The sequence below is a fragment of the Symbiopectobacterium sp. RP genome, from assembly GCF_050472005.1.
Taxonomy (GTDB): domain Bacteria; phylum Pseudomonadota; class Gammaproteobacteria; order Enterobacterales; family Enterobacteriaceae; genus Symbiopectobacterium.
Window position 1 is genome coordinate 58115 of sequence record NZ_JBGOGS010000001.1, and the last position, 20365, is coordinate 78479.

A 20365-nucleotide genomic window follows, 5' to 3' on the forward strand; every position below is an offset into this window, starting at 1 on the left:
AAGGCCACTGAAGTGACCTTGTGTTGTTGTTCAAATCAGAACGGAAGTACCGGCTTCCACGTACAACCGCAATTCGGCAGTTGTCCCGGCATGATGTACTCGCCATCAATCAGGCAGCCCTCTGACAGCTTGAAGCGCTTACGCTCCTTGCCAGCTTTCACATGGCTCTGTCGTGGCTTATGACCTCCGCCGCTATGCACCCATTCACCTTCTACGATCCCTGCCGCTTGTTGTCTCGCGGCAGATAGTGCGCTGGTTGCCTTACGAGTCTGGTCACGGGCAATGAATTCAGCCCTACGCCGGGTGATGCCATGACGTTTGCCAAAACTGGCTTCAATCTCATCTGCCAGTTTCTTTCTGTCACCACCCGTAGCTACCGCCCGATATACCATCCCCTCGACCTCAGTGAAGTATTTCTCAGGAATTGAGCGAATTAGTGACACGTTTTCAGCAATGATGGCATCAACCTTCTTACTCATTGCCGTAGTCCATTGCATGTTGATGGTGAGCGACTCTTTCCTGGCAGAGGCCAGCAATCCCCGCTCAATCGCTGACTCTGTTTTCTTAACCAAGTCATCAGATATCGGGAATGCCTTGTTGATGAAGCGGTCTACCCATTTACGGGCCAGAGCATCGAGCGTGCGCTTAACCCGTTGCACCAGGTTAGCGTCCATCGCCAGCGCGGACCCCTCAGACAGCGGATTATCCCGGATAATATCGAGAACTTGCCGCTTAACGTCATCATTCATCTCCCGGATTTCAGCGAGCAATTCCCGCTGATACCATTTGATGTTTCCGGCGTTATAGTTGACTGGCTTAAGACTCTTCGTCTTCTTCCGGCTCATAGTCACCATCCAGAGTTTCGAAACCAGCGTTTTCAATGCCTTTCAGGGCTTCACGTGCTTCTTCTGCGCTAACCAATTGACTGTCTGCCGCCACCGCCACGGTTTCTACGCGAATTTTGGTGATCTCTGCGCTCTCTTTCTCACTGATTTCATCCAGTGGGCAGAACTCAAAGTAAATATTTTCATTAATCGCGCCAAACTCGGAAAGCTGAACCAGCTTGAAGATATTCTCTAGCGGGCGGCGCATCTCTCCGTCTTGATACCCGGACACCGTTTCATGCCATGTAGCAAGCTCAGAGTCACCGGATGCATTCAGACCAGCAGGTGCGTTTCCAAGCAACTTCAAGTTGGTGATACGCGCAGGCATGCATAGCTGGTCTTGGTAATTCGATAGGAGTCCAGACAGTTCGCTGAGTGAGGTTTGCTGATGTAGCAAATCCTCAGCATTATCCAATGCCCAGATGCCGAAATTGTCCTGATACTGCGTGAACAGCCTAATGCGTTTATCGAACGCTCCAGGCTCTTTTAGTCGGGCGTCCATGTCGGTTTTCAGCGCCCTCATGCGCAACGTGCGGAGAATTTTAATCACGTTCTTCCTGGCGTCGCGCCAGTCGGTAACGTAATCCTCCATCAGCTGCGTGAGTGACAGGCCGCCAAAGTTGTAGGACGGCTTGAGGATGTCTGGTACTGGACGACTAACGATGTCCATAAACCGGGACTCGTCAACAGTATCGCCCATCACGAACCACGCTTGCGGCTTGTAGAACCCCTCACGTAGAGGCCAGCGGGTGTTGTACATGGCTGGGTAAACCCATGTCGGATCGACGACGCGCAACCCCTTGAGTGAACCTTTAGTGATCTTGCGCGGGTCGAGGAAAATCGGCTTGCTTAACTCTTCGCCCGTCGCGCCCACATCGATAAAGATATGCGCCACGCCGAACATTGAATCCTGCCGAACAGCCTCATGCATCAGGCGCTTAACATCGTACTTATCAAGCGCCTGTATCATTTCGTCAATCGCGGGGTCTTTGTCGCCTTTCTTGCTCTTTACCTCTATCCAATTACGCGTCATCTCGTCAGAAAATACGTTGTGCATGTTCGAGTATTCAACCTGCTGAGACATTGCCGCCAGCGCCGGATAACCACGAAAGCCGGAATACTCGGTACCGGCATACATGGCATTGATCACCTCGTAAGGTGTCGCATCCATCGCAAACGCGGCTTTCTCTTTTCCTGTAGGTATTACGCCTGGCAATGGCTCATAGGTCTTGAATTCACTCACCGGCGCAGCATCATTAGCAACAGAAGCTGCATCGATGTGCATTTGCGTAATCTTTGCTGGCTCCCGGCGAGGTGCCTGTGCGGCCTTACGTCTTGTCATTGCAGTATCTCGTCAGGGATATGGAATGGTTTGTGAATCGGTGCGAATGCCATAATCAGCGAATCGGCCATGTTGGGTGACGGTATGCCCCTCTTCTTCATGTCCTTTTTACTCTCAACCTTCACGCGCCCATTGTTGTCGTAGTCCACCCACGGGCGAGACAGTTCGGCTTTGAGGTATTCAAGCTGCTTGATGCCGGAAGATAGGCTGATTAACTGGTCATCGCTGAATTGCTTCACAAAATCAGTATCGTTCGGGTTGTCTTCGAGATGTTTAATCACACGCCAGGTGTTGTAGAACCGGTCACGCACTCCCCACCATGCCTGAGCCTTGATATTGGAGAACATGTCTTTATTGGTCTTACCGTCAGCATATTTAGCATCGGGCTTAAATACAGACTCACCAGCGTTAAAACCGGTGGTTGGTATTTTGCATACGCGCTTGAGGTGAGCTTTTACGCCAGCACCCACACCAATGGAGTCGTAAACTATCTCGCTTGCACTTACCTCTTCTGCGTAGTTTTTAACGCGGTCAGCGGAGGTGATCACATCGCCTTTGTTCCACTGGTTGCAGTCAGTCACTACGGAGCCGTGAGCCAATGTGGTGGCATTGCTGCCCTCGCCTTCATCTGCAACGTCGAAACCAACGCGTTTACGGCCGGATGCTGCAAACCCAATTTTCAGGTGAGCATCAACAGCAGCTGCAATCCACGATGGTTTGATAATCGCCATCTCGCTGTCAGCGACTGGCTCACCTTCCCATATATGGAGGTAAAGGTCATAGTCTTTGCGCTTGCAATCTTCCATCTCCAGGCGAAGAACTTCAGGGAAGTGCGGGTTGTCATTGTGATTAACGGTTAGCAGACAGATGTCATCAGGCGGGTTAATAACAAATCGCTGATGAGTGTCGTCCAGAATGTTCTTTGGGTTGTAGCTAACCCAAATCTCTGAACCGGGCTTACGAATTGTAGGTATCAGTATTTCCCACGACTCTTTAGAAACCGTCTCCGCTTCTTCCATCCAGCAAATGTCGATACCTTCGAGTGATTTTATTTTTGTTGGATTGTTCTTAATGCCGTAGAACATGAATTCACTGTTTGTGATCAGATGCCTAATGCAGTTGCGTTGCACCTCGAATTCAGCCTGATATTTTTCACGATTGATCGTGTCGTCAAGTAAGCGAATAACTGAATCGCTAATACTGTTTTGAAGTTCACGGGCGCAGAGAAAGCGATAGCCCCCCCTGCGAGATATCTCTACGAGTAAACGTGCAATTGCCCAGCTTTTCCCTGACCCGCGACCACCTTTTGCCACTTTGTAGCGATGGGGCTTAATGAACGGCCTGAAGATAGGGTTAATTGCTGTCATCGTCGAATAACTCGCCAAGAGATTTATTCAGGTTGAGTCCAATAGACCCCGCATGCTCAGATTTAATAGTGGTTTTGAATGCCTGCACAGTGATGTGTTCGCCGACAAGCTTCAATGCAGCGGCTGCGCCTTTGGCGTCAAAATGGTATATAGTCCGCCCTTGGTCATCTTTCACTTCTTCGCCACGGCGATCAGTTATCGGCTCCACTTCCTGCATACATCGCTCATGAAGCTTTACCGCCTGACGAAGAACGTAATCGGCATCAATCTGTACTCTCTGCATTCTTTCAGAATTAAGCTCTGCGATGCGCTCTGTTAAGTCTGGTTTTGAGAGGTTTTCGCTACCTATCTTGCGGGCTGTTTTCTCACTGTAACCCGCCCTGATAGCTGCCTGAGTGGCGTTTAAATCTTTCAGGTACTCACGGGCAAACAGCTCTTGTTTGTCGGTGAGCTTTGCCATTTTAGAATTTCCTGCTGTTTAGATAGATATACACCTCAGCAATGCTGAGACCAGCAGCCGATGATTCGATGTGTTTATTCCGTAAAGCACCCAACACGAAGATGCTTTTCAGAATTTTATAAAGAGCCGTTGTGAAAGTGGCTTTCTGTTATTTTTCAGAGCGAGAGAATATTGAGCGCACAACAAAGTAAATGAGATATGAGCCGATGACCGTTGCCCAATTTATCGGTATTACTGCATGAAAACCCGCCGCATTTGCGAATATGTTCCACGCATTAAGTAAAATCCAGCTGCTTAACAGGCCGATTGATACCGCACCGATAAATACCAACACAGTTATAAATACAACCTGACCTGTTGATATTCCTTGCATCTTAAAATTTAAATTGTATCTCTTTGTTTTTATTACGAGAGGTCACACTGACCACCCGGCTCATTTCGTCTGTAAATTCATTTTTATTGCGGTTATACAAGCGATTTACTGATTTCTCATCAGCGTATTCGAGCAATTCAGCCATATGTGCACTGGTAAACCAGATTTTCCCGTCACCGTTATCAAACGGCAAAATCGAATGTTTTTTAAACGTTAATGCTTTCATTGTGTATTCCTTTTGGAAATGACCCTCAGCGCCCAGAAATGACAGCCCATAGAAGCTCACCAGCTATACTGGCATTCCTCTGAGAGTCATTTCCAAACAGGATCTATGGTGGGTTATCGCCGGGCTTGGCGGATTTGTGGACTTTCTTGCTGCTTGCTTTTCTACTGCGACTTGACGTTTTTACCTTCTGTGGTGCGAGCCTGTTCGCGTAGACATGGGCAGCCGAGAGCGGAACGAGGTGATCCACCGCCCTGCCTCAGACTCACACTACGGAAAGCTCTCTAGTGAAGTGCACGCGAATGCACGGTTTGATTTACTACAGGCGAAAAAAAGCCCCGCGAGATACGAGGCTTATCGATTTTTGGTTTTCGGCTGGTATTTCATCGCCCATGCCTTTGCTATGCGAAAGCAATCGTCAAACATCTTCCCCTTCCCTGATGCTGAGCCTGAACAGCGCTAGTGATCTAGCGCCCTGTCTGCCCCCTTCAGGGCGACCGATGGCGCATAGCCCTGTTTCAGCAGTTCGGCGACCACATGCTTTTCAATGAATGCTGTGTAGTCTTTCATTCGGCTTCCCTTATTCAAAAAAGACATCGCTGAATTTCAGGTTTGCCCAGTCGCTTTCCGGTGGTAAAACAAGTACGCCTCGCTCATCTTTAACAGCAATATCCGAGAGCATGTCTCCAAACTCATGAAGCAAGGCGTTCATATATTTGATGCCACGTTGATTTAACTGTGGAACTTTGCCTACGCAGATTATTGCTCGTGGATCTGGTTTTTCACTGAATGGGGTCATAAGTTTCACATAAAACCTGGCTCGCCATTCTGGTGGTTTTCTGTCTCCTAGATAGCCATCAAGCAAAGGCATCAAAAAATGACGACTCACTTCTATATCACCGGTCTCGTAACGGTAGACGGGACGACGGTTAGTTGCCATCAGGTAGTACATATAAGCTTCGGCAACGCGCCAGCAGAAAAACTCATGAGGTTGGAGAATCTGTTCCATTATTTGCCTCCTCCGATCAACTCGAAGGATATCTGGCCTATTTCGGTTACCAACTTCTGTGCTTTTTCCAACGCGGGGAGATCATCCTGGCGCTTACGTAAGCGGCGACCGGCATCAGATGAATCTTCATCGGATGCTTTACGAGCTGAAGCAACGATATTCTGCATCTGCTGGATGGTATGACGCACATCATTCGGTTGGTACTCATTTTCCATCAGATCAAGAGCCCAGCGCCGAAGTGCCTTTGCCACCTCAGTTTCTGCCAACATACCGAGTAGATGTAGGCCACGTAACGAGAAAATACGAGTCTTTGTTCTTAAATTTCCGCAACCCTTTGATTTTCCCGAGGTCACTGTAACAATGACCTCGGTCATGCTTGGAGAAAACTCGTCACTGTTTGCGTTGTATAGATTGGTCACCGATTTTACATTTGCATAACCCAGCATTTTCGATGATTGCTGGGCGGTGAACCATAAGCCACCGTCTCCACGATCATATGTAGACACGGAGTGATTTTTAAACGTTAATGCTGTCATAGCGTTTACCTTTTCTATGAAATGAACCTTTGCCGAAATAGAACGTCAGCCCACCGAAGGCTCGCCAGCACAAACTGACGCCCTCAAAGGCTCATTCCATAGGTTCAGGTTCGGTGTTTTTAGATGCGCTTTCGGTACGCGGGGATATTGCAAGACACAAAAAAAGCCCGGATTAACCGAGCCTCATTGTTTGCTTTCGCAGCTACTTATCAGGTAAATTCTTCCGGGATCCTTCGATTTCCCGAATGCTTCGCTTGTCGGCGTTACACTTCTCAATAACGGTCAGCAATTCTTCATTCAGCGCTACGCTCTGGCCGTATGTCATTTGATGAGCGATTTCAGGCGCTGGGCAGTCCTGTAGAAGTTCAGCGGGGATCGGTACGACGGGTGCCGTTACGTATTCTGTCCGCGTGCTCTCGCAGCTTGCTAACGACATCATCAGGAACAGGCCGAACAGCACACTCATCAGTCGATAACTTTTCACGGATGTCAACCCCGGTATTTTCCGACCGCTGCTGTATCTGCTGTTTTTCATCGTGATTGGCCTGTGTGATGGCGGTGAAGATGCGCATCGACTGGATCACATTTCCAGCGATGGTTTCGGCCTGCTTTTGTTGCCGCTCTGCTGCTTCGAGGTCTTTCGCTTTATCACTGTATGCGTCGTGGTAGTAGTAGACGCCAAATGACAGTGTAGCCAGCAGAGCAACGAGAGCGGCGTAGAAATATAGCCTCATGCGCCCAGCCCCCAGCACGATAATTCCGCCTCCTGGTCACGCCGCGCTATCTGCCCGTAACAGTTATTGGCGCGGATACGGCAATCTTTGCCTCCGTCCCAAATCCAGCGCTTAATCTCTTTGCAGGCACCAATGAGATCGCCGGCATTCAATTTGCGGTAGAACGTTGAGGTGAAGCAGTTACCGGGACCGATATTCCACGGACAAAATGAGGCAATGCCGACTTTCTGAGTCTCAGTGAGCGGCACTTTAACGTTGCGATCCACCCAATCGAGCGCCTTTTGCTGTTCTGCGGCATCAATCTTTGCGCACTGCCCGGCGGTCAGCTTCATGCCCTTCACTACCGGCTTGCCATCTACCCGTGTCACGCCACCGCAAATCGTCCAGATGCCGCCGCCGTCAGGATAAGCGTTTATACGCATCCCCTCTTTTTCAGTCTGGAATTGCGCCATCATCACGGGAGCAGTCGCGCCAGCAGCGATGAGCGCCAGCATTACCGCACTGAGTTTGCTTGCTTTTGACATCATGCACCGCCTTTTTCCCTCAGCTGATACTCCTTCCTGCGGTAGTACCAGTTGATTACAAAAGTGCCGATAGTGCAGACCATACCGACAATAATAGCCCAGTCACCGAGCGTTAACCCGGCCATTTTGTCTGCAAGCAACCATACGCTCTCTGTAGTTGATGCGGCGTAGGCTCTGGCAGACGCGCCAAGGCCCATTAAGCCCGTCCCGCTTCCGTATGAAAGCCTGCTGTAGAGAGTGCTCATTCGTGTCATAGCCTCACCCGCTAAGTGGGCGCTGTGTGATTTACAGGAAACAAAAAGGCCGAACAATAGCTCAGCCTTAGGATATTTATTAAACAAGAATTATGATTAAGTCGTGTTACTGTGGAGTGCTGCACCAAACTGCCGAGTCATAACGAGAAGGACACCGCAATGAACAATAAACCAACAGCCCGCCAACTTGCGTTTGAATATCTTCGCAGACTGTCCGAGGAGCTAAGCCCTACCGATTACCTGAAGAGATTTGAACAGCTGGAATCAGAATTCAGCGCATTACTTCACTCATCAGGCTCCAATGATAAAACAACAGGGCTTTGCGATTTTCTGTCGCGCTTCTGTACAAAATGCAAAATCGATAGCCAGAGTAGAAACCGCTAGAAAGCGAAAACCCCGGCATTAACCGGGGCCTTATCGCACATCTAAGCCAAACTGATATAGAGGAAACAACAAATTTAGATGTGCAACCCGATGATTTTATTCAGCAATCATTCGCTGTCAATATGCAAAAAGCCCCAACCACCAGAGGGCGTTGAGGCTTCATGTCCTGCGCGCTTTTGCCGCAGCATGCAACGATCATGTGTTATAACGTTATAACAGTCAAGTGTTTTACTGATCGTTTGATCAGTTATTTAGCCTCATAACCGTCAATGACGTTGTAGAAAGTGCTGGATATCCGCTTGTTGCCATCGCGCTAATGTATTTGTCAGTAACAGATTGTGCGATTGATTAGTTTCATCAAGCAACTGCTTCATTTCTAATACCACGGCATCCGCATCCTCACGATTCTTGAGAACACGCCGGACAGCTTGCTTTTCAGCGTCGTACATGACCTCTTTCAGCGCATTGCTGAAACTGTAAATACGTTGGCACTCTTCCGCGAGTATCGAAATATGACTGACGCCAAAATGCTGTGGAGAAGAGACGCCCGCCGCATAGCGCAGTGCGTGCCAGATGGCATTGCTCCATGATCGCTCGAATCGGAAGCCGTTAGATATGCCCCAGATAAGTCGCGCAAGATGAGATGTATCGTCGGCGGTTAGTAGCTCTCGGGCTTCTGGCTGGTACTGTGACGGATTGTTAGCGCGTTCAGTATTGAAGTAACAATCTTTCAGCTGCTCGAATACTTCCCATTCTTGATCGGTTTCGAGCATCTTGGCATGCCTAGCGGCTCCGCGCTCTGTCCAGAGAATGAGACTGCGAGTTTTGGGTGATATTTGCAAGTGTCTTAAAGACACTCTCAAATTATCAAGGTCAGTTCCGGTTGTTTTGTAAAAATGCTTGCCATCAACGAACCGATCAGCATTACGGTTGTGATTTTTGCGGATTCTAACTGGCTCTGTGCCGTAAAGCTCAGCTAAAAGCTCAGTAGTAATAACAGGAATATTTTTATGAGTGATAACACTCAGGAATTTTGTAGATACGCGGTTAGCCATAGCTGGCTCCTTCTCTGTTTAGTTTCAGTTCGGACTACCAGTTAGTGGCTGGTAGCCGGGTGTCAACTAGAGCCTAAACAGACGCTCCGGGCATATTCCCCTTGCGGGTATTGTATTACGCCTCTCCACCCGGCCTTCGGATGTGATTACGCCGTTTTACAGGCATAAAAAAGCCGCATGGCTATCGGGTGCGGTTAACCGCTGTTTAGATTCTAGTGCGGTCAGTATCCCGATAGCCGTTTGCGTTGTCAAGCCGCCTCCAAAAGTTCAGCAACACTACCCGCTATGTAAGCCTCGGCGCGAGCAAGAAAGCCCGTTATATAGTATAGGTGGGCTTCCCTAACTCTTGGCCTATCGCTCTGCACGACGCCTTGCCCTTGTAGTACGCCACCACGATATCGTAGCCCAACGGGTCGAAGTGCTTGAGCCGCCCTACCGCCCGGTCAACTGTCTCACCGTCGGCATCAGACAACATGGGCCGGATATCGCAGCTTGCCGTGACGAGGGGCCATGCCGCCTTGTACTCGGTGCCAATGCGTGAGCCACTCCAATTTCCCCATGCCGTCAACAGGTATAGCCAAGCGACATTATTTTGATAACAATTAACTGTATTTTTTGCCACATATCAGGGTATTGGCTGTAATCATTTTTAAGTCTATTGGCTATATCGAATATCTCTCATTTCACCGCCCCCCAGTTTTTGCCATTTCTGATGCTGTAGATATGCTGCTTGCTGGTCTCAAATTTCCTCGCCACCTCCGCCACTGGCATACCGGAGGCTAGCAGCGCACGGATAAGCGGAATATCTTCCGCCGTGAGTTGCACTCGCTTTCTCATGCCGCTTCCAACTCAGTGATGACGATATCCAGACTGCCCCCGCGTTCTTGCTGCCCGCGCCTTACCGTGAAATCCTCTATCTGCTCGTCGTCCAGCATGAATCCGGCGTGCGTGAGCGAATCGAAAACCGCCTTTTGCAGGTTGTCGAGGTCACGGCGTCGTTTGTCTGGAGCGTGGGCGATAATGGAAATTTTCAGTCTTGCGGGAGTGTTGATATCGAGGTGTTGCTGTTGAATTATCTGGATGATGCCTTGTCGGTATGCTTTGCCTTTCTCGCTGATGTAGTGCCGATGTCGTGCGTGTCGCCAGTAGGTGTTTAACGATGGTGGCCACGGCAGTTTCAGGTGATATTCGGTCATCGCTTAATCTTCCCCTGCGCCAATAAAATCGCCTGTGTGCGCATGACGCCTTCCAGATGATGCAGCCGGGCATAGTCGGCATCGGTGATACGCATACGGCGGTCGATTTCGTCGTGACAGGCAGAACAGGCCCATGCGCCAAAAAGGTCGTCAGGCTTCATGCCTGTGCCGCAAATGCCGGACATTCGGTAATAGGCCAGCACTACGGTTTCAGTGTTACCGTTACAGATACCCGAGAGCCTCACCTGACACTTTCGGCCTCTGGCCTCTTTTTTAAGATTCTCCATAGCTACCTCCACATCCGGTTAATCAGCGCGTGCTTGCTTACCGTAGTCATCCCTTTAGGGGTTGTGCGCCACGCTCGCCAGATGAACAACACACTGCCCTTGCTGTTACCCGCCTTGCCTTGTTTGCCCGTTTCAGCGCTGATAAACGACAATCGCCCTTCTGTGATGAAGCGCACCTCATCAACCGTTTTCTGTACCTGTGCGAACCATCCCGTCGAGGTATAGCCAAGCGACTTAATTTTGATTACACCATATGGACTGAGAACAAAATCTCTGTATCGCAACCACTCTCTCTTTTTTTGCTTGTGCCCATTTATGCTCAATGGGGTTAAGATCTGGCGAATATGTAGGCAAATACTCCAGCATATACCCTGCATCGATGATGACTTGTTGAATATTATGTTTTTTGTGAAAAGTTGCATTGTCCATCACGATTACCCTGTTTTTAGGGAGTACTGGGATAAGGACTTGTGTGACCCAGGAATAGAAAACATCGCTGTTAATATTGATATCAAATAATCCGATAGTAAACAGCGTTGTGCCTAATAACGCGCCGATAACATTTGTTCTTCCCTTGGCTCCCCCGTTCTTCAGGCCAAAACACCGTTGACCTTTTGGGGAATAGCCGTGAGTCCGTGGGGTATCGTGTGGAAAACCACTTTCATCAATAAAAACAATAGATTTACCTTCTTTTTCATACTGTTGTATTTTTTGTTGAAATGCTTGCCGGGCGCTTTCGTCGGCTTTCGGATGACGTAGCGTTTTTTTATAGGTCAATCCCAGCTTTTTAAGAGCTTGCCAAATGGCCTTCTGACAAACGCCAAAACGCTCTGCACGTTCTTTTTGGTAAGCATCTGGATATTGTTCAATATCTTTTATCAACTCGGATTTATCGATCTTTTGCTGACGCGTGGTCGATGCTTTTGACGCTATTTGATTAATCTAACGCGAACAGAGGCAGGGCCAATCCGAAATTGCTTTGCTGTTTCTCGGATACTCAACCCTTCTTCTTCCCGTGTAGATATCACTTTACCTCTAAAATCAATTGAATAGCTCATTTAAATAATGTAATCAAAATTAAGTCGTTTAGCTATATCAGCAGGCAGCAGCATAACGACCGTTTTATTCTGCTTGCGGCTCTGCTCAGCAGCTTTATCAACCCAGGGGCGGATATTGCTGTACGGGGGATTGCAGAAGATGGCGCCGGTGCTACTCCAGTCACAGGCAAGGGCATCATCCTCTGGCGTCAGATACAGACGACACAGGGTATTGTCGTGGTCCGCGGCGGCATCGAGGTAGAAGCCAAACTCCGCATCCAACGCCTGGAAGACCTCGTGCGGGGTTCGCCATGTGTCCTTGTGCTCTGGTCTGGTGTGTGATTTTAGTGTCATCCGACTCTCCCAAAATAATCCCCGGAATAACGCACCTCCCGCAGCCTGACGCCGTTGCCAACCAACTAGGCCTGGGCATACTCAATCAAACTGTTCATGCGCTTTACGCCCATCTGAGCCGTGCTCTCGCGGATGCTGCAAAACTCCCCCTCCAGCCCCGTCACCACCTCCCCCGGCCTGCCGGTAGCGATGGCATGTCCCGAAACAAACAGCGCTTTCCAGTCCAGCAGCGGGCGGGGTTTATCGGCCCACACCACCTGACGCGAAACATCGGTGCATAACGCATGGAACAGGTCGTTCTGCGGTAATGTCCGTTTAGCATCGTTGAGGGTAATTTCGAGAGGGCGGTGTGGGTCGGTGGGCAGGGAATCAATAAACGCTTTCAGGTTTTTTCGTATTCGTTCATCACGCAGCAGGAAGCGTGTTTTATCCATGTCACCCTCCGCTTCTGGCGCGAAGCCTTCTGTCCTGCTCTATCAACTTTCCAATAAGTGATAGAATGAAGTTAATTTTTTGCTCGCTTGAGGTTATCTCATAGCGTTATAACAACGCCACCTCAGGCCTGTCTGCGTTACTCAATATCGTGGATATATCATTCAAATAGGGAGTTAACTTATTCATGGGTATGCTTTCCTTTAATACAACCTGTCCTCACTGCTTGAAAGAAAATGCAGTGTCATAGGGGGTTCGTGAACATAGGCGGGGTATACTTAAAGGGTCTACACCCGCAATGGCCTATGGTGCCGATCGATGGAAGTTGCCGCCTCATTGGTGTGGCTGTCGAAACCAAAATGCGGCTAATCTAGCCACGGCATAAGCAGATGGGTGTAGGTACATAGCACGCACCCGACACAGATAAGGGCGTTACTAGTTTGCCAGGAATGAAAACTTCAATATAATGGATTGATATATGAAAATCGGTTTTTATGCATTTTATAGTCAAAAAAACAAAAGTAAAGATAAGTCGGGGATAAAAATGCTTGATTTTCTCCTTCATCAGGCAACTCATAGTAATTCATTATCTCATGGTGCTGACTATCTTTATCTTCATAACATTGATAATAAAACATTTCTTTTTACAAAAACAAACGACAACAGTTTTATACAAAAAATAAACAGGTCAAGCACTTCCATAGAGGATATTAAAAAAAGCCTCGCGGATGATGAATCTCTTGGCTTTCCCGCATTCGTTTTCGTAGACAAAGATGTTATCGGATTTGCAAGGACAGTTTATGGACCGACTACCACTGATTTAATAGATTTTTTACATGGTAAAAATATTGCTATCGAAGATGGATCCAAGGTGCAACTAGAACCACTGATGAAAAGCACAACAAAGAAAGATGTTATGACAATGAGCTTCATAGGCAGAACCACAGTCAAAATAGAGTCTAACACCACGATATTTGTCGATATACCCAATAAACCTCAAGATGCAGGTTTGAGCACCTGAAAACAATCGTGAATTCTGGACGTCAGCGAGTCCGCTATTTCTGGTAGCGTATTGGTGAAAAAATTGAATATTGCATCCCGAAAATCGCGGGTGTTTTCAAAATAGCGATTATTCCGTGTATGCTCATTCATCACTTTCCACAGGCGTTCTATCGCGTTCAGATTCGGACTGTAAGGCGGTAAATAGTGAAGCTCTATGTTCACGACAAAGGCCCAATCCTTAATCAATTGGGTTCGGTGATAACCCTCACCGTCCAGTATTACATGGATTCTCTGTCGGTAATCAGGGTAACGTTTGCGTATCTCAATGAAAAAACGAGCAATGTTGTAGTCATTAATTGTTTTGTAATCCTGAATAACCGTACCGCCGATATCGCTCAGATTCAGCGCACCCAGTATATTCAGACGGGTTCGACTTCCCGTTGTTTTAAATGACTTTTTATGCCCTTTTCGTATCCATCCATAACTGAGCTTTGTGGCTTGTGTCGGATGAACCGCATCGATAAACAGAATCGGCTCATTGCCGGCTGTTTTCTTTAAATTCTCATAATATTTAATGAAATGCTTCTGATTTTCTTCACTGAATTTATGGGGTACGCCCGCCGGTTTTTTGTAGGAGAAACCATGACGGTGCAACCACTTGTTCATGCCGGGAATACTGAATCGGATAGCCCAGCGATGTTCGACATAAGCCACGATGTCGTGGGTATGATGGAAGAGATGTTGAGATAACTAGCAGATTAAGAGCGCAGTCTTTTCAGCACAAAGCCGACTTGCAGACCCACCGTTTTCAGGTTTAAGTTTGCGAGTGTTGACGTAATCGTTGATATGTTGGTTTACCGTCGTTTCGTGCAGACGCAGAGCTTGCGCAATCATCGCAGAGCTCCAGCCTTCGGAGGCCAGCAGGACGGCTTTGATGCGATCACAAACACGCTTATCACGACTGGTGTTATGAAGGTGTTCGAGTTCGGCTTTTTGCTTGTCGCTAATAAATATCTTCATAGTGGGTGAGCATGATCTTCTTACCGCGTAAAATCAAGCATCTTCAATGATCACGGGTATATAATGAAAGCGTTAGGGGCCCAGGACATTGAAGATGAGCTATTTGATTCCATTGAGGTGATAATCAAACCAAAGCACAGAAGGGATATCAAATCAGCGACAAGAGACATTGTAAACAATCCAAATCCTCCTTACTCTGAAATTAGCATGAGAGCTAGAGAAGAGGCTGGTGATATCCTTTCAGAGTATTATCTATCAGAAAAGGGTCATCTTTCAGCAATCATTGAAAAGGCCACAAATGCCGAAATTGCTGAGGAAATGAGTTATTGCTTCACAAGAATGAAATCCTCTATAGTAAGCTGCTTTAATCGCCAAATAGGCACACTATCACGCTAGTACAAGTCCGCTGGAGGTGTTATGCGTAACAAAATAATGCCCGGGATTTGCATTGTAGCCATCCATTACCTCTTTGTTTTTGCTTCATATTTTATTTTTCGTCATTATCTGCCAGGCGTGTCTTTTTCTTCCCATAAAGATGGACTTGGTGCCGCATTGTCATCTTATGCAGGAACAATAATAGCAATCCTGATCGCAGGAATGACGTTTATGATAGGAAGCAGAACCAGAAAGTTAAGTAAGATTCGAGAATACGGATACATGACCTGTATTAGTCGCGACTAGATCTGACACTGGACCTTGAAAGGTTGAGAGTTACCGGTTTTGATATGGGTGTCTAATCCTTAAACAAAACGCGAGGTAACTCTCATGCTTCATACTAACAATCCCATTATCAAACACAAAGCCGGCCTGCTCAATCTCGCCGAAGAACTCGGTAACGTATCAAAAGCCTGCAAGAGCATGGGCGTGTCACGCGATACATTTTACCGTTATCAGGAACTGGCTGCTGAAGGCGCCATTGATGCGCTGGTTAACCAGAACCGCTGGGTTCCGAACCTGAAGAACCGCGCCGACGAAGCCACTGAACGCGCGGTTGTTGATTATGCTATTGAGTTCCCGCCCCATGGGCAGCACCGGACCAGTAATGAGCTGCGTAAAAAAGGCGTGTTTATCTCCGGCAGCGGCGTGCGCTCCATCTGGCAACGACACGACCTGGAGAACTTCCGTAAACGCCTGAAGGTGCTTGAGGAAAAGGTCGCCAGAGAAGGCATTGTCCTTACCGACGCTCAAATCGCAGCCCTGGAGAAGAAGGCGCACGATGATGAGACCTGCGGTGAAATCGAGACGGCACATCCCGGGTATCTGGGCTCGCAGGACACCTTCTACGTGGGCAATCTGAAGGGGATGGGCCGTATCTATCAGCAGACGTTCGTGGATACGTACTCGAAAGTGGCACACTGCAAGCTGTATACGAATAAAACACCGCTCACCGCCGCCGACCTGCTCAATGATCGCGTACTCCCGTTCTACGAGGCTCAGGGACTGCCGGTGCTGAGAATACTGACCGACAGGGGTACGGAGTACTGTGGTAAAGTGGAGCAGCATGATTATCAGCTTTATCTGGCTATCAACGATATCGAGCATACGAAAACGAAGGCGATGTCTCCGCAGACGAACGGCATCTGCGAGCGCTTCCATAAAACCATTTTGCAGGATTTTTATCAGGTTACGTTCGGCAAGAAGTTATATGGAGACCTGGAAAGCCTGCAGGTAGATCTGGACAACTGGTTGTGGCATTACAATAATGAGCGAACTCATCAGGGAAAAATGTGCTGCGGGCGTACGCCGATGGTCACTTTACTCGATGGAAAACGGATCTGGGCAGAAAAGAATCTGAACCAGATGTAATCTGACAGACACCTGTATAAATAATCGGTAACTGTCAGATCAGGTCTGAGCTAGTACAATTCATTGCCAGCATTAATAAAACACTCGCTCTCGTATTAGCCACGCTGACATTATCCTGGGTGATAGGGTTTGGCCTGACCGCGGGCTTCGTCATGGCACTTAGGGTATGGAAACGAGTGGTAGAAATCACTAGCAGACATCTTTAACCGCCCCACAGTTTCGGAAGTACGTCTTTAAACAACAAACTCAGAATACCCGCCAGTAAGAACCATTGAAGACGGTCAAATTTAATTTCAAGACGGTCAAATCGCTTTTCGGAAAAATCTAGTCGCTTGTCTATCTGGCCAATATCCTTACGCACATCGGCTATCTCTGCGGACAGGTCCTTGCGGACATCGGCTATCTCTGCGGACAGATCCTTACGGACATCGGCTATCTGCGCGTCGGTCTTCTCGAAGCGGGCTTGCATCTCTTTACGCACGTCCTCAAGGTCACGCTTGGTAGCGACATCCGCCACTTCATGAGACCTGCGTACGACGAGCGAAATCGCCTTGGCCTGCTGACTGGTAAGCCCGGCGGTTTGAAGCTCTTCTGATGCTTGCAATGTATCAAATGCAACCTGGCCCATAGCGGATCCTCCTGTGTTAAGACAAGTGTAAGCGATCTGACCGCCAATCTGCAAAATTTTACCCGTTAGCCCTCTGATAACCACATCCGTTTAACTATGGAGAAATCGTTATGTCTAACTTAGTTGTCATTGAAAATACCGTCGTCCTTCAGGATGCTTTCGGGCGTTACTGCCTGAATGATTTACATCGCGCAGCCGTTGCACAAGGTAAAGCGACAGAATCGCAACGACCTTCAAATTTTTTACGTACTGAAGGGATCGCGGCATTTGTTCAATCTTTGAGCAATGCTCAAAAAAGAGCTTCGGTTAATGTCATTAAAGGTGGTCTTGAGTCAGGAACATGGGCAGATGAATTAGTGGCCATCCGCTATGCGGCATGGATAGAACCTGAATTTGAGGTTCAGGTATAGCCAAGCGACTTAATTTTGATTACACCATATGGACTGAGAACAAAATCTCTGTATCGCAACCACTCTCTCTTTTTTTGCTTTTTGCTTGTGCCCATTTATGCTCAATGGGGTTAAGATCTGGCGAATATGTAGACAAATACTCCAGCATGTACCCTGCATCGATGATGACTTGTTGAATATTATGTTTTTTGTGAAAAGTTGCATTGTCCATCACGATTACCCTGTTTTTAGGGAGTACTGGGATAAGGACTTGTGTGACCCAGGAATAGAAAACATCGCTGTTAATATTGATATCAAATAATCCGATAGCAAACAGCGTTGTGCCTAATAAAGCGCCGATAACATTTGTTCTTCCCTTGGCTCCCCCGTTCTTCAGCCCAAAACACCGTTGACCTTTTGGGGAATAGCCGTGAATCCGTGGGGTATCGTGTGGAAAACCACTTTCATCAATAAAAACAATAGGCTTACCTTCTTTTTCATACTGTTGTATTTTTTGTTGAAATGCTTGCCGGGCGCTTTCGTCGGCTTTCGGATGGCGTAGAGTTTTTTTTATAGGTCAATCCCAGCTTTTTAAGAGCTTGCCAAATGGCCTTCTGACAAACGCCAAAACGCTCTGCACGTTCTTTTTGGTGAGCATCTGGATATGGTTCAACATCTTTTATCAACTCGGATTTATCGCTCTTTCGCTGACGCGTGGTCGATGCTTTTGACGCTATTTGATTAATCCAACGCAATACAGAGGCAGGGCCAATCCGAAATTGCTTCGCTGTTTCTCGGATACTCAACCCTTCTTCTTCCCGTGTAGATATCACTTTACCTCTAAAATCAATTGAATAGCTCATTTAAATAATGTAATCAAAATTAAGTTGTTTAGCTATATATGAGCAATTCCGTGATTCTGTAAAGTCCAGCAATGGCGTACTGGTAGAAAAAGTCCAAGCGGGATTGGCCTTGCTCGCTTTCTACAAGCAAGAGCTGCGCATAGCGCCTTCCGCAATGCTGGGAGCAATGAAAAAGCTGCAATCTTCCCTCGGCATGCCAGATATTCTGCCTGCCTACGCCGTAGATGTCCCGGAGGGCAGCGTAACCGTGTCAAGTGAAGTCACGCATTCCTTGACTGAATTGCTAATGCTGCACGGCAAGCCCTACACCGCACAGTCTGGTTTCAAGCGCCTGCAATTGCTCGGACTCGCTGAGCGCAAGTCACGTCCCAGCAGCAAGCATCCCGACAAAGAGAAACTGTTCTGGTCGCTAACAGAGAAAGGCTTGCAGTTCGGAAAGAACCTGACCGACCCGAATAACCCGCGCCAGACACAGCCACACTTCTACGACAGCCTGTTTCCACGTCTCTTAGGCGTCATGATGAACGGTGTAGCGGCATAAACAACCTCAGAGAGACTTATGTACAAAATAACGGCAACGATCAAAAAGCCCGGAGGACTGGATGTTCAGTGGGTACGGTTCTCTAAGGTGAAACTCACCATGTCAGAATGCGAAAAACTGCTCTTTAAGCCTAAGGAGGCAGGTATAGCCAAGCGACTTAATTTTGATTACACCATATGGACTGAGAACAAAATCTCTGTATCGCAACCACTCTCTCTTTTTTTGCTTTTTGCTTGTGCCCATTTATGCTCAATGGGGTTAAGATCTGGCGAATATGTAGGCAAATACTCCACCATATACCCTGCATCGATGATGACTTGTTGAATATTATGTTTTTTGTGAAAAGTTGCATTGTCCATCACGATTACCCTGTTTTTAGGGAGTACTGGGATAAGGACTTGTGTGACCCAGGAATAGAAAGCATCGCTGTTAATATTGATATCAAATAATCCGATAGCAAGAGCCTGTTTAAGATTTTGTGTAAATGCCTTTCCTCAGAAGTGACCGTCAAGGCGGTCACCGAACTCGATAATAAAGCGACTCATTGCCATACGCCAGTCCTGTAAGGGCATCGTTCATTTCTGTGATGCCGCCTGGATTGCCAGCCATACGACCTTCTTCACCGAGTCATCAGTCGGGAACACCTTGCGTTTCTTGATTACATGCCGGAGCACGCTGTTCAGTGATTCTATAACGTTCGTCGTGTAGATTACCTTGCGAAGTTCCTGCGGGTACGAGAAGAATGTCGACAGTTTGGCCCAGTTTGACTGCCAGCTCCGGCTTATCTGCGGATAGCGGTGATCCCATGTCCCACCGAACGTCTCCAGCGCCTGAAGCGCGGCCTCTTCGGTTGGAGCCTGATACACTGCTTTGAGGGCGCGTGTTACCGCCTTATATAGCTAAACGACTTAATTTTGATTACATTATTTAAATGAGCTATTCAATTGATTTTAGAGGTAAAGTGATATCTACACGGGAAGAAGAAGGGTTGAGTATCCGAGAAACAGCGAAGCAATTTCGGATTGGCCCTGCCTCTGTATCGCGTTGGATTAATCAAATAGCGTCAAAAGCATCGACCACGCGTCAGCGAAAGAGCGATAAATCCGAGTTGATAAAAGATGTTGAACCATACCAGATGCTTACCAAAAAGAACGTGCAGAGCGTTTTGGCGTTTGTCAGAAGGCCATTTGGCAAGCTCTTAAAAAGCTGGGATTGACCTATAAAAAAACGCTACGCCATCCGAAAGCCGACGAAAGCGCCCGGCAAGCATTTCAACAAAAAATACAACAGTATGAAAAAAAGGTAAACCTATTGTTTTTATTGATGAAAGTGGTTTTCCACACGATACCCCACGAACTCACGGCTATTCCCCAAAAGGTCAACGGTGTTTTGGCCTGAAGAACGGGGGAGCCAAGGAAAGAACAAATGTTATCGGCGCTTTATTAGGCACAACGCTGTTTGCTATCGGATTATTTGATATCAATATTAACAGCGATGTTTTCTATTCCTGGGTCACACAAGTCCTTATCCCAGTACCCCCTAAAAACAGGGTAATCGTGATGGACAATGCAACTTTTCACAAAAAACATAATATTCAACAAGTCATCATCGATGCAGGGCATATGCTGAAGTATTTGCCTACATATTCGCCAGATCTTAACCCCA

General features: G+C 47.6%; 27 protein-coding genes and 14 pseudogenes. 12 read left to right on the forward strand and 29 right to left on the reverse strand.

Annotation, left to right across the window (positions count from 1 at the left end):
• Positions 1-35 precede the first annotated feature (35 nt).
• The 12 genes from ACD630_RS00430 to ACD630_RS00485 form a co-directional block, all read right to left on the reverse strand.
• Positions 36-881, reverse strand: coding sequence for a phage minor head protein (locus tag ACD630_RS00430; RefSeq protein ID WP_430357757.1), 846 nt, complete (start codon positions 879-881; stop codon positions 36-38).
• Positions 817-2169: an anti-CBASS protein Acb1 family protein gene (locus ACD630_RS00435; RefSeq protein WP_430357758.1), complete on the reverse strand. Its 1353-nt coding sequence runs from the start codon at positions 2167-2169 to the stop codon at positions 817-819. Before ACD630_RS00435 ends, ACD630_RS00430 begins: the two co-directional genes overlap by 65 nt.
• Before the next feature lie 53 nt (positions 2170-2222).
• The gene (locus ACD630_RS00440) at positions 2223-3593 is read right to left on the reverse strand and encodes a PBSX family phage terminase large subunit (RefSeq protein WP_430357759.1); all 1371 of its coding nucleotides are present in this window, start codon (positions 3591-3593) and stop codon (positions 2223-2225) included.
• Entirely contained in the window at positions 3580-4053 is a 474-nt protein-coding gene (locus ACD630_RS00445) for a terminase small subunit (protein ID WP_430357760.1), read from the reverse strand. Before ACD630_RS00445 ends, ACD630_RS00440 begins: the two co-directional genes overlap by 14 nt.
• Before the next feature lie 148 nt (positions 4054-4201).
• The gene (locus ACD630_RS00450) at positions 4202-4426 is read right to left on the reverse strand and encodes a hypothetical protein (protein WP_430357761.1); all 225 of its coding nucleotides are present in this window, start codon (positions 4424-4426) and stop codon (positions 4202-4204) included.
• Position 4427: 1 nt separating this feature from the next.
• Positions 4428-4652 carry a hypothetical protein gene (locus ACD630_RS00455; protein ID WP_430357762.1) on the reverse strand — a complete coding sequence of 75 codons (225 nt, stop codon included), beginning with the start codon at positions 4650-4652 and terminating at the stop codon, positions 4428-4430.
• 577 nt (positions 4653-5229) lie between these two features.
• Positions 5230-5658: a hypothetical protein gene (locus ACD630_RS00460; RefSeq protein ID WP_430357763.1), complete on the reverse strand. Its 429-nt coding sequence runs from the start codon at positions 5656-5658 to the stop codon at positions 5230-5232.
• Positions 5658-6194 carry a BRO-N domain-containing protein gene (locus ACD630_RS00465; protein WP_430357764.1) on the reverse strand — a complete coding sequence of 179 codons (537 nt, stop codon included), beginning with the start codon at positions 6192-6194 and terminating at the stop codon, positions 5658-5660. Before ACD630_RS00465 ends, ACD630_RS00460 begins: the two co-directional genes overlap by 1 nt.
• Positions 6195-6396: 202 nt before the next feature.
• The gene (gene lysC, locus ACD630_RS00470; RefSeq protein ID WP_430359820.1) at positions 6397-6660 is read right to left on the reverse strand and encodes an Rz1-like lysis system protein LysC; all 264 of its coding nucleotides are present in this window, start codon (positions 6658-6660) and stop codon (positions 6397-6399) included.
• Positions 6560-6928, reverse strand: a complete 369-nt coding sequence (locus ACD630_RS00475) for a hypothetical protein (RefSeq protein WP_430360124.1) — start codon at positions 6926-6928, stop codon at positions 6560-6562. Before ACD630_RS00475 ends, lysC begins: the two co-directional genes overlap by 101 nt.
• On the reverse strand, positions 6925-7452 hold the full coding sequence (locus ACD630_RS00480) for a lysozyme (RefSeq protein ID WP_430359821.1): 528 nt from the start codon (positions 7450-7452) through the stop codon (positions 6925-6927). The genes ACD630_RS00475 and ACD630_RS00480 overlap by 4 nt, the downstream gene beginning before the upstream one ends.
• The gene (locus tag ACD630_RS00485) at positions 7452-7706 is read right to left on the reverse strand and encodes a phage holin (protein WP_430358828.1); all 255 of its coding nucleotides are present in this window, start codon (positions 7704-7706) and stop codon (positions 7452-7454) included. Before ACD630_RS00485 ends, ACD630_RS00480 begins: the two co-directional genes overlap by 1 nt.
• 159 nt (positions 7707-7865) lie before the next feature.
• Here ACD630_RS00485 and ACD630_RS00490 point away from each other — a divergent pair, with 159 nt between their 5' ends.
• A complete protein-coding gene (locus ACD630_RS00490; RefSeq protein WP_430357765.1) occupies positions 7866-8090 on the forward strand; it encodes a YdiH family protein in 225 nt (74 codons plus the stop codon).
• A gap of 680 nt (positions 8091-8770) precedes the next feature.
• On the opposite strand, the pseudogene ACD630_RS00495 reads toward ACD630_RS00490, so the two are convergent.
• The 10 genes and pseudogenes from ACD630_RS00495 to ACD630_RS00540 form a co-directional block, all read right to left on the reverse strand.
• Positions 8771-9145, reverse strand: a pseudogene (locus tag ACD630_RS00495) (ORF6N domain-containing protein); the annotation flags it as partial.
• Between the two features lie 316 nt (positions 9146-9461).
• Complete coding sequence (locus ACD630_RS00500; RefSeq protein ID WP_430357766.1) at positions 9462-9767, reverse strand: antiterminator Q family protein; 306 nt, start codon at positions 9765-9767, stop codon at positions 9462-9464.
• A gap of 56 nt (positions 9768-9823) precedes the next feature.
• Positions 9824-9982: a helix-turn-helix domain-containing protein gene (locus ACD630_RS00505; protein ID WP_430357767.1), complete on the reverse strand. Its 159-nt coding sequence runs from the start codon at positions 9980-9982 to the stop codon at positions 9824-9826.
• Positions 9979-10341, reverse strand: a complete 363-nt coding sequence (locus ACD630_RS00510) for a RusA family crossover junction endodeoxyribonuclease (protein ID WP_430357768.1) — start codon at positions 10339-10341, stop codon at positions 9979-9981. The genes ACD630_RS00505 and ACD630_RS00510 overlap by 4 nt, the downstream gene beginning before the upstream one ends.
• Positions 10338-10628 (reverse strand): DUF1364 domain-containing protein, encoded by a 291-nt coding sequence (locus ACD630_RS00515; protein ID WP_430357769.1) that lies wholly within the window; start codon positions 10626-10628, stop codon positions 10338-10340. Before ACD630_RS00515 ends, ACD630_RS00510 begins: the two co-directional genes overlap by 4 nt.
• Before the next feature lie 2 nt (positions 10629-10630).
• Positions 10631-10849 (reverse strand): annotated as a pseudogene (locus tag ACD630_RS00520) (DNA N-6-adenine-methyltransferase); the annotation flags it as partial.
• A gap of 13 nt (positions 10850-10862) precedes the next feature.
• Positions 10863-11570: an IS630 family transposase gene (locus ACD630_RS00525; protein ID WP_430359822.1), complete on the reverse strand. Its 708-nt coding sequence runs from the start codon at positions 11568-11570 to the stop codon at positions 10863-10865.
• Positions 11558-11686, reverse strand: coding sequence for a hypothetical protein (locus ACD630_RS00530; protein ID WP_430357770.1), 129 nt, complete (start codon positions 11684-11686; stop codon positions 11558-11560). The genes ACD630_RS00525 and ACD630_RS00530 overlap by 13 nt, the downstream gene beginning before the upstream one ends.
• A 36-nt stretch (positions 11687-11722) precedes the next feature.
• Positions 11723-12019 (reverse strand): annotated as a pseudogene (locus tag ACD630_RS00535) (phage N-6-adenine-methyltransferase); the annotation flags it as partial.
• Positions 12016-12453 (reverse strand): annotated as a pseudogene (locus ACD630_RS00540) (recombination protein NinB). The pseudogenes ACD630_RS00540 and ACD630_RS00535, both read right to left, overlap by 4 nt.
• A 264-nt stretch (positions 12454-12717) precedes the next feature.
• Here ACD630_RS00540 and ACD630_RS00545 point away from each other — a divergent pair.
• Both ACD630_RS00545 and ACD630_RS00550 read left to right on the forward strand, forming a co-directional pair.
• A pseudogene (locus ACD630_RS00545) lies at positions 12718-12825 on the forward strand (LexA family transcriptional repressor); the annotation flags it as partial.
• 104 nt (positions 12826-12929) lie between these two features.
• Positions 12930-13436 (forward strand): annotated as a pseudogene (locus ACD630_RS00550) (protein rexA); the annotation flags it as partial.
• Between the two features lie 11 nt (positions 13437-13447).
• Here the strand turns inward: ACD630_RS00550 and ACD630_RS00555 are convergent.
• A pseudogene (locus ACD630_RS00555) lies at positions 13448-14473 on the reverse strand (IS630 family transposase).
• A gap of 54 nt (positions 14474-14527) precedes the next feature.
• On the opposite strand from ACD630_RS00555, the pseudogene ACD630_RS00560 reads away from it, so the two are divergent.
• From ACD630_RS00560 to ACD630_RS00570, 3 genes and pseudogenes are all read left to right on the forward strand, one after another.
• A pseudogene (locus tag ACD630_RS00560) lies at positions 14528-14869 on the forward strand (protein rexA); the annotation flags it as partial.
• Between the two features lie 36 nt (positions 14870-14905).
• Positions 14906-15154, forward strand: coding sequence for a hypothetical protein (locus ACD630_RS00565; RefSeq protein WP_430359823.1), 249 nt, complete (start codon positions 14906-14908; stop codon positions 15152-15154).
• 84 nt (positions 15155-15238) lie between these two features.
• Positions 15239-16279, forward strand: coding sequence for an IS481 family transposase (locus ACD630_RS00570; RefSeq protein ID WP_430357771.1), 1041 nt, complete (start codon positions 15239-15241; stop codon positions 16277-16279).
• 202 nt (positions 16280-16481) lie between these two features.
• Here ACD630_RS00570 and ACD630_RS00575 read toward each other — a convergent pair whose 3' ends face one another.
• On the reverse strand, positions 16482-16907 hold the full coding sequence (locus tag ACD630_RS00575; protein ID WP_430357772.1) for a hypothetical protein: 426 nt from the start codon (positions 16905-16907) through the stop codon (positions 16482-16484).
• A 110-nt stretch (positions 16908-17017) separates the two neighbouring features.
• On the opposite strand from ACD630_RS00575, the pseudogene ACD630_RS00580 reads away from it, so the two are divergent.
• Positions 17018-17314, forward strand: a pseudogene (locus ACD630_RS00580) (KilA-N domain-containing protein); the annotation flags it as partial.
• Between the two features lie 22 nt (positions 17315-17336).
• On the opposite strand, the gene ACD630_RS00585 reads toward ACD630_RS00580, so the two are convergent.
• Together ACD630_RS00585 and ACD630_RS00590 are read right to left on the reverse strand one after the other, a co-directional pair.
• The gene (locus ACD630_RS00585; protein WP_430359824.1) at positions 17337-17870 is read right to left on the reverse strand and encodes an IS630 family transposase; all 534 of its coding nucleotides are present in this window, start codon (positions 17868-17870) and stop codon (positions 17337-17339) included.
• Positions 17794-18159: an IS630 transposase-related protein gene (locus ACD630_RS00590; RefSeq protein WP_430357773.1), complete on the reverse strand. Its 366-nt coding sequence runs from the start codon at positions 18157-18159 to the stop codon at positions 17794-17796. Before ACD630_RS00590 ends, ACD630_RS00585 begins: the two co-directional genes overlap by 77 nt.
• A gap of 154 nt (positions 18160-18313) precedes the next feature.
• On the opposite strand from ACD630_RS00590, the gene ACD630_RS00595 reads away from it, so the two are divergent.
• Positions 18314-18700 carry a hypothetical protein gene (locus tag ACD630_RS00595; protein WP_430357774.1) on the forward strand — a complete coding sequence of 129 codons (387 nt, stop codon included), beginning with the start codon at positions 18314-18316 and terminating at the stop codon, positions 18698-18700.
• A gap of 18 nt (positions 18701-18718) precedes the next feature.
• Positions 18719-18796, forward strand: a pseudogene (locus tag ACD630_RS00600) (DUF1187 family protein); the annotation flags it as partial.
• A 6-nt stretch (positions 18797-18802) separates the two neighbouring features.
• Here ACD630_RS00600 and ACD630_RS00605 read toward each other — a convergent pair.
• The 3 genes and pseudogenes from ACD630_RS00605 to ACD630_RS00615 all read right to left on the reverse strand — a co-directional run.
• Positions 18803-18943, reverse strand: a complete 141-nt coding sequence (locus tag ACD630_RS00605; RefSeq protein ID WP_430360125.1) for a hypothetical protein — start codon at positions 18941-18943, stop codon at positions 18803-18805.
• Between the two features lie 32 nt (positions 18944-18975).
• Positions 18976-19155, reverse strand: a pseudogene (locus ACD630_RS00610) (transposase); the annotation flags it as partial.
• A 39-nt stretch (positions 19156-19194) separates the two neighbouring features.
• Positions 19195-19596, reverse strand: a pseudogene (locus tag ACD630_RS00615) (transposase); the annotation flags it as partial.
• Between the two features lie 35 nt (positions 19597-19631).
• Here ACD630_RS00615 and ACD630_RS00620 point away from each other — a divergent pair.
• The 3 genes and pseudogenes from ACD630_RS00620 to ACD630_RS00630 form a co-directional block, all read left to right on the forward strand.
• A pseudogene (locus ACD630_RS00620) lies at positions 19632-19891 on the forward strand (IS630 transposase-related protein); the annotation flags it as partial.
• Between the two features lie 21 nt (positions 19892-19912).
• Positions 19913-20098, forward strand: a complete 186-nt coding sequence (locus ACD630_RS00625; RefSeq protein ID WP_430359825.1) for a hypothetical protein — start codon at positions 19913-19915, stop codon at positions 20096-20098.
• A pseudogene (locus tag ACD630_RS00630) lies at positions 20020-20343 on the forward strand (transposase); the annotation flags it as partial. The gene ACD630_RS00625 and the pseudogene ACD630_RS00630, both read left to right, overlap by 79 nt.
• Positions 20344-20365: the final 22 nt, after the last annotated feature.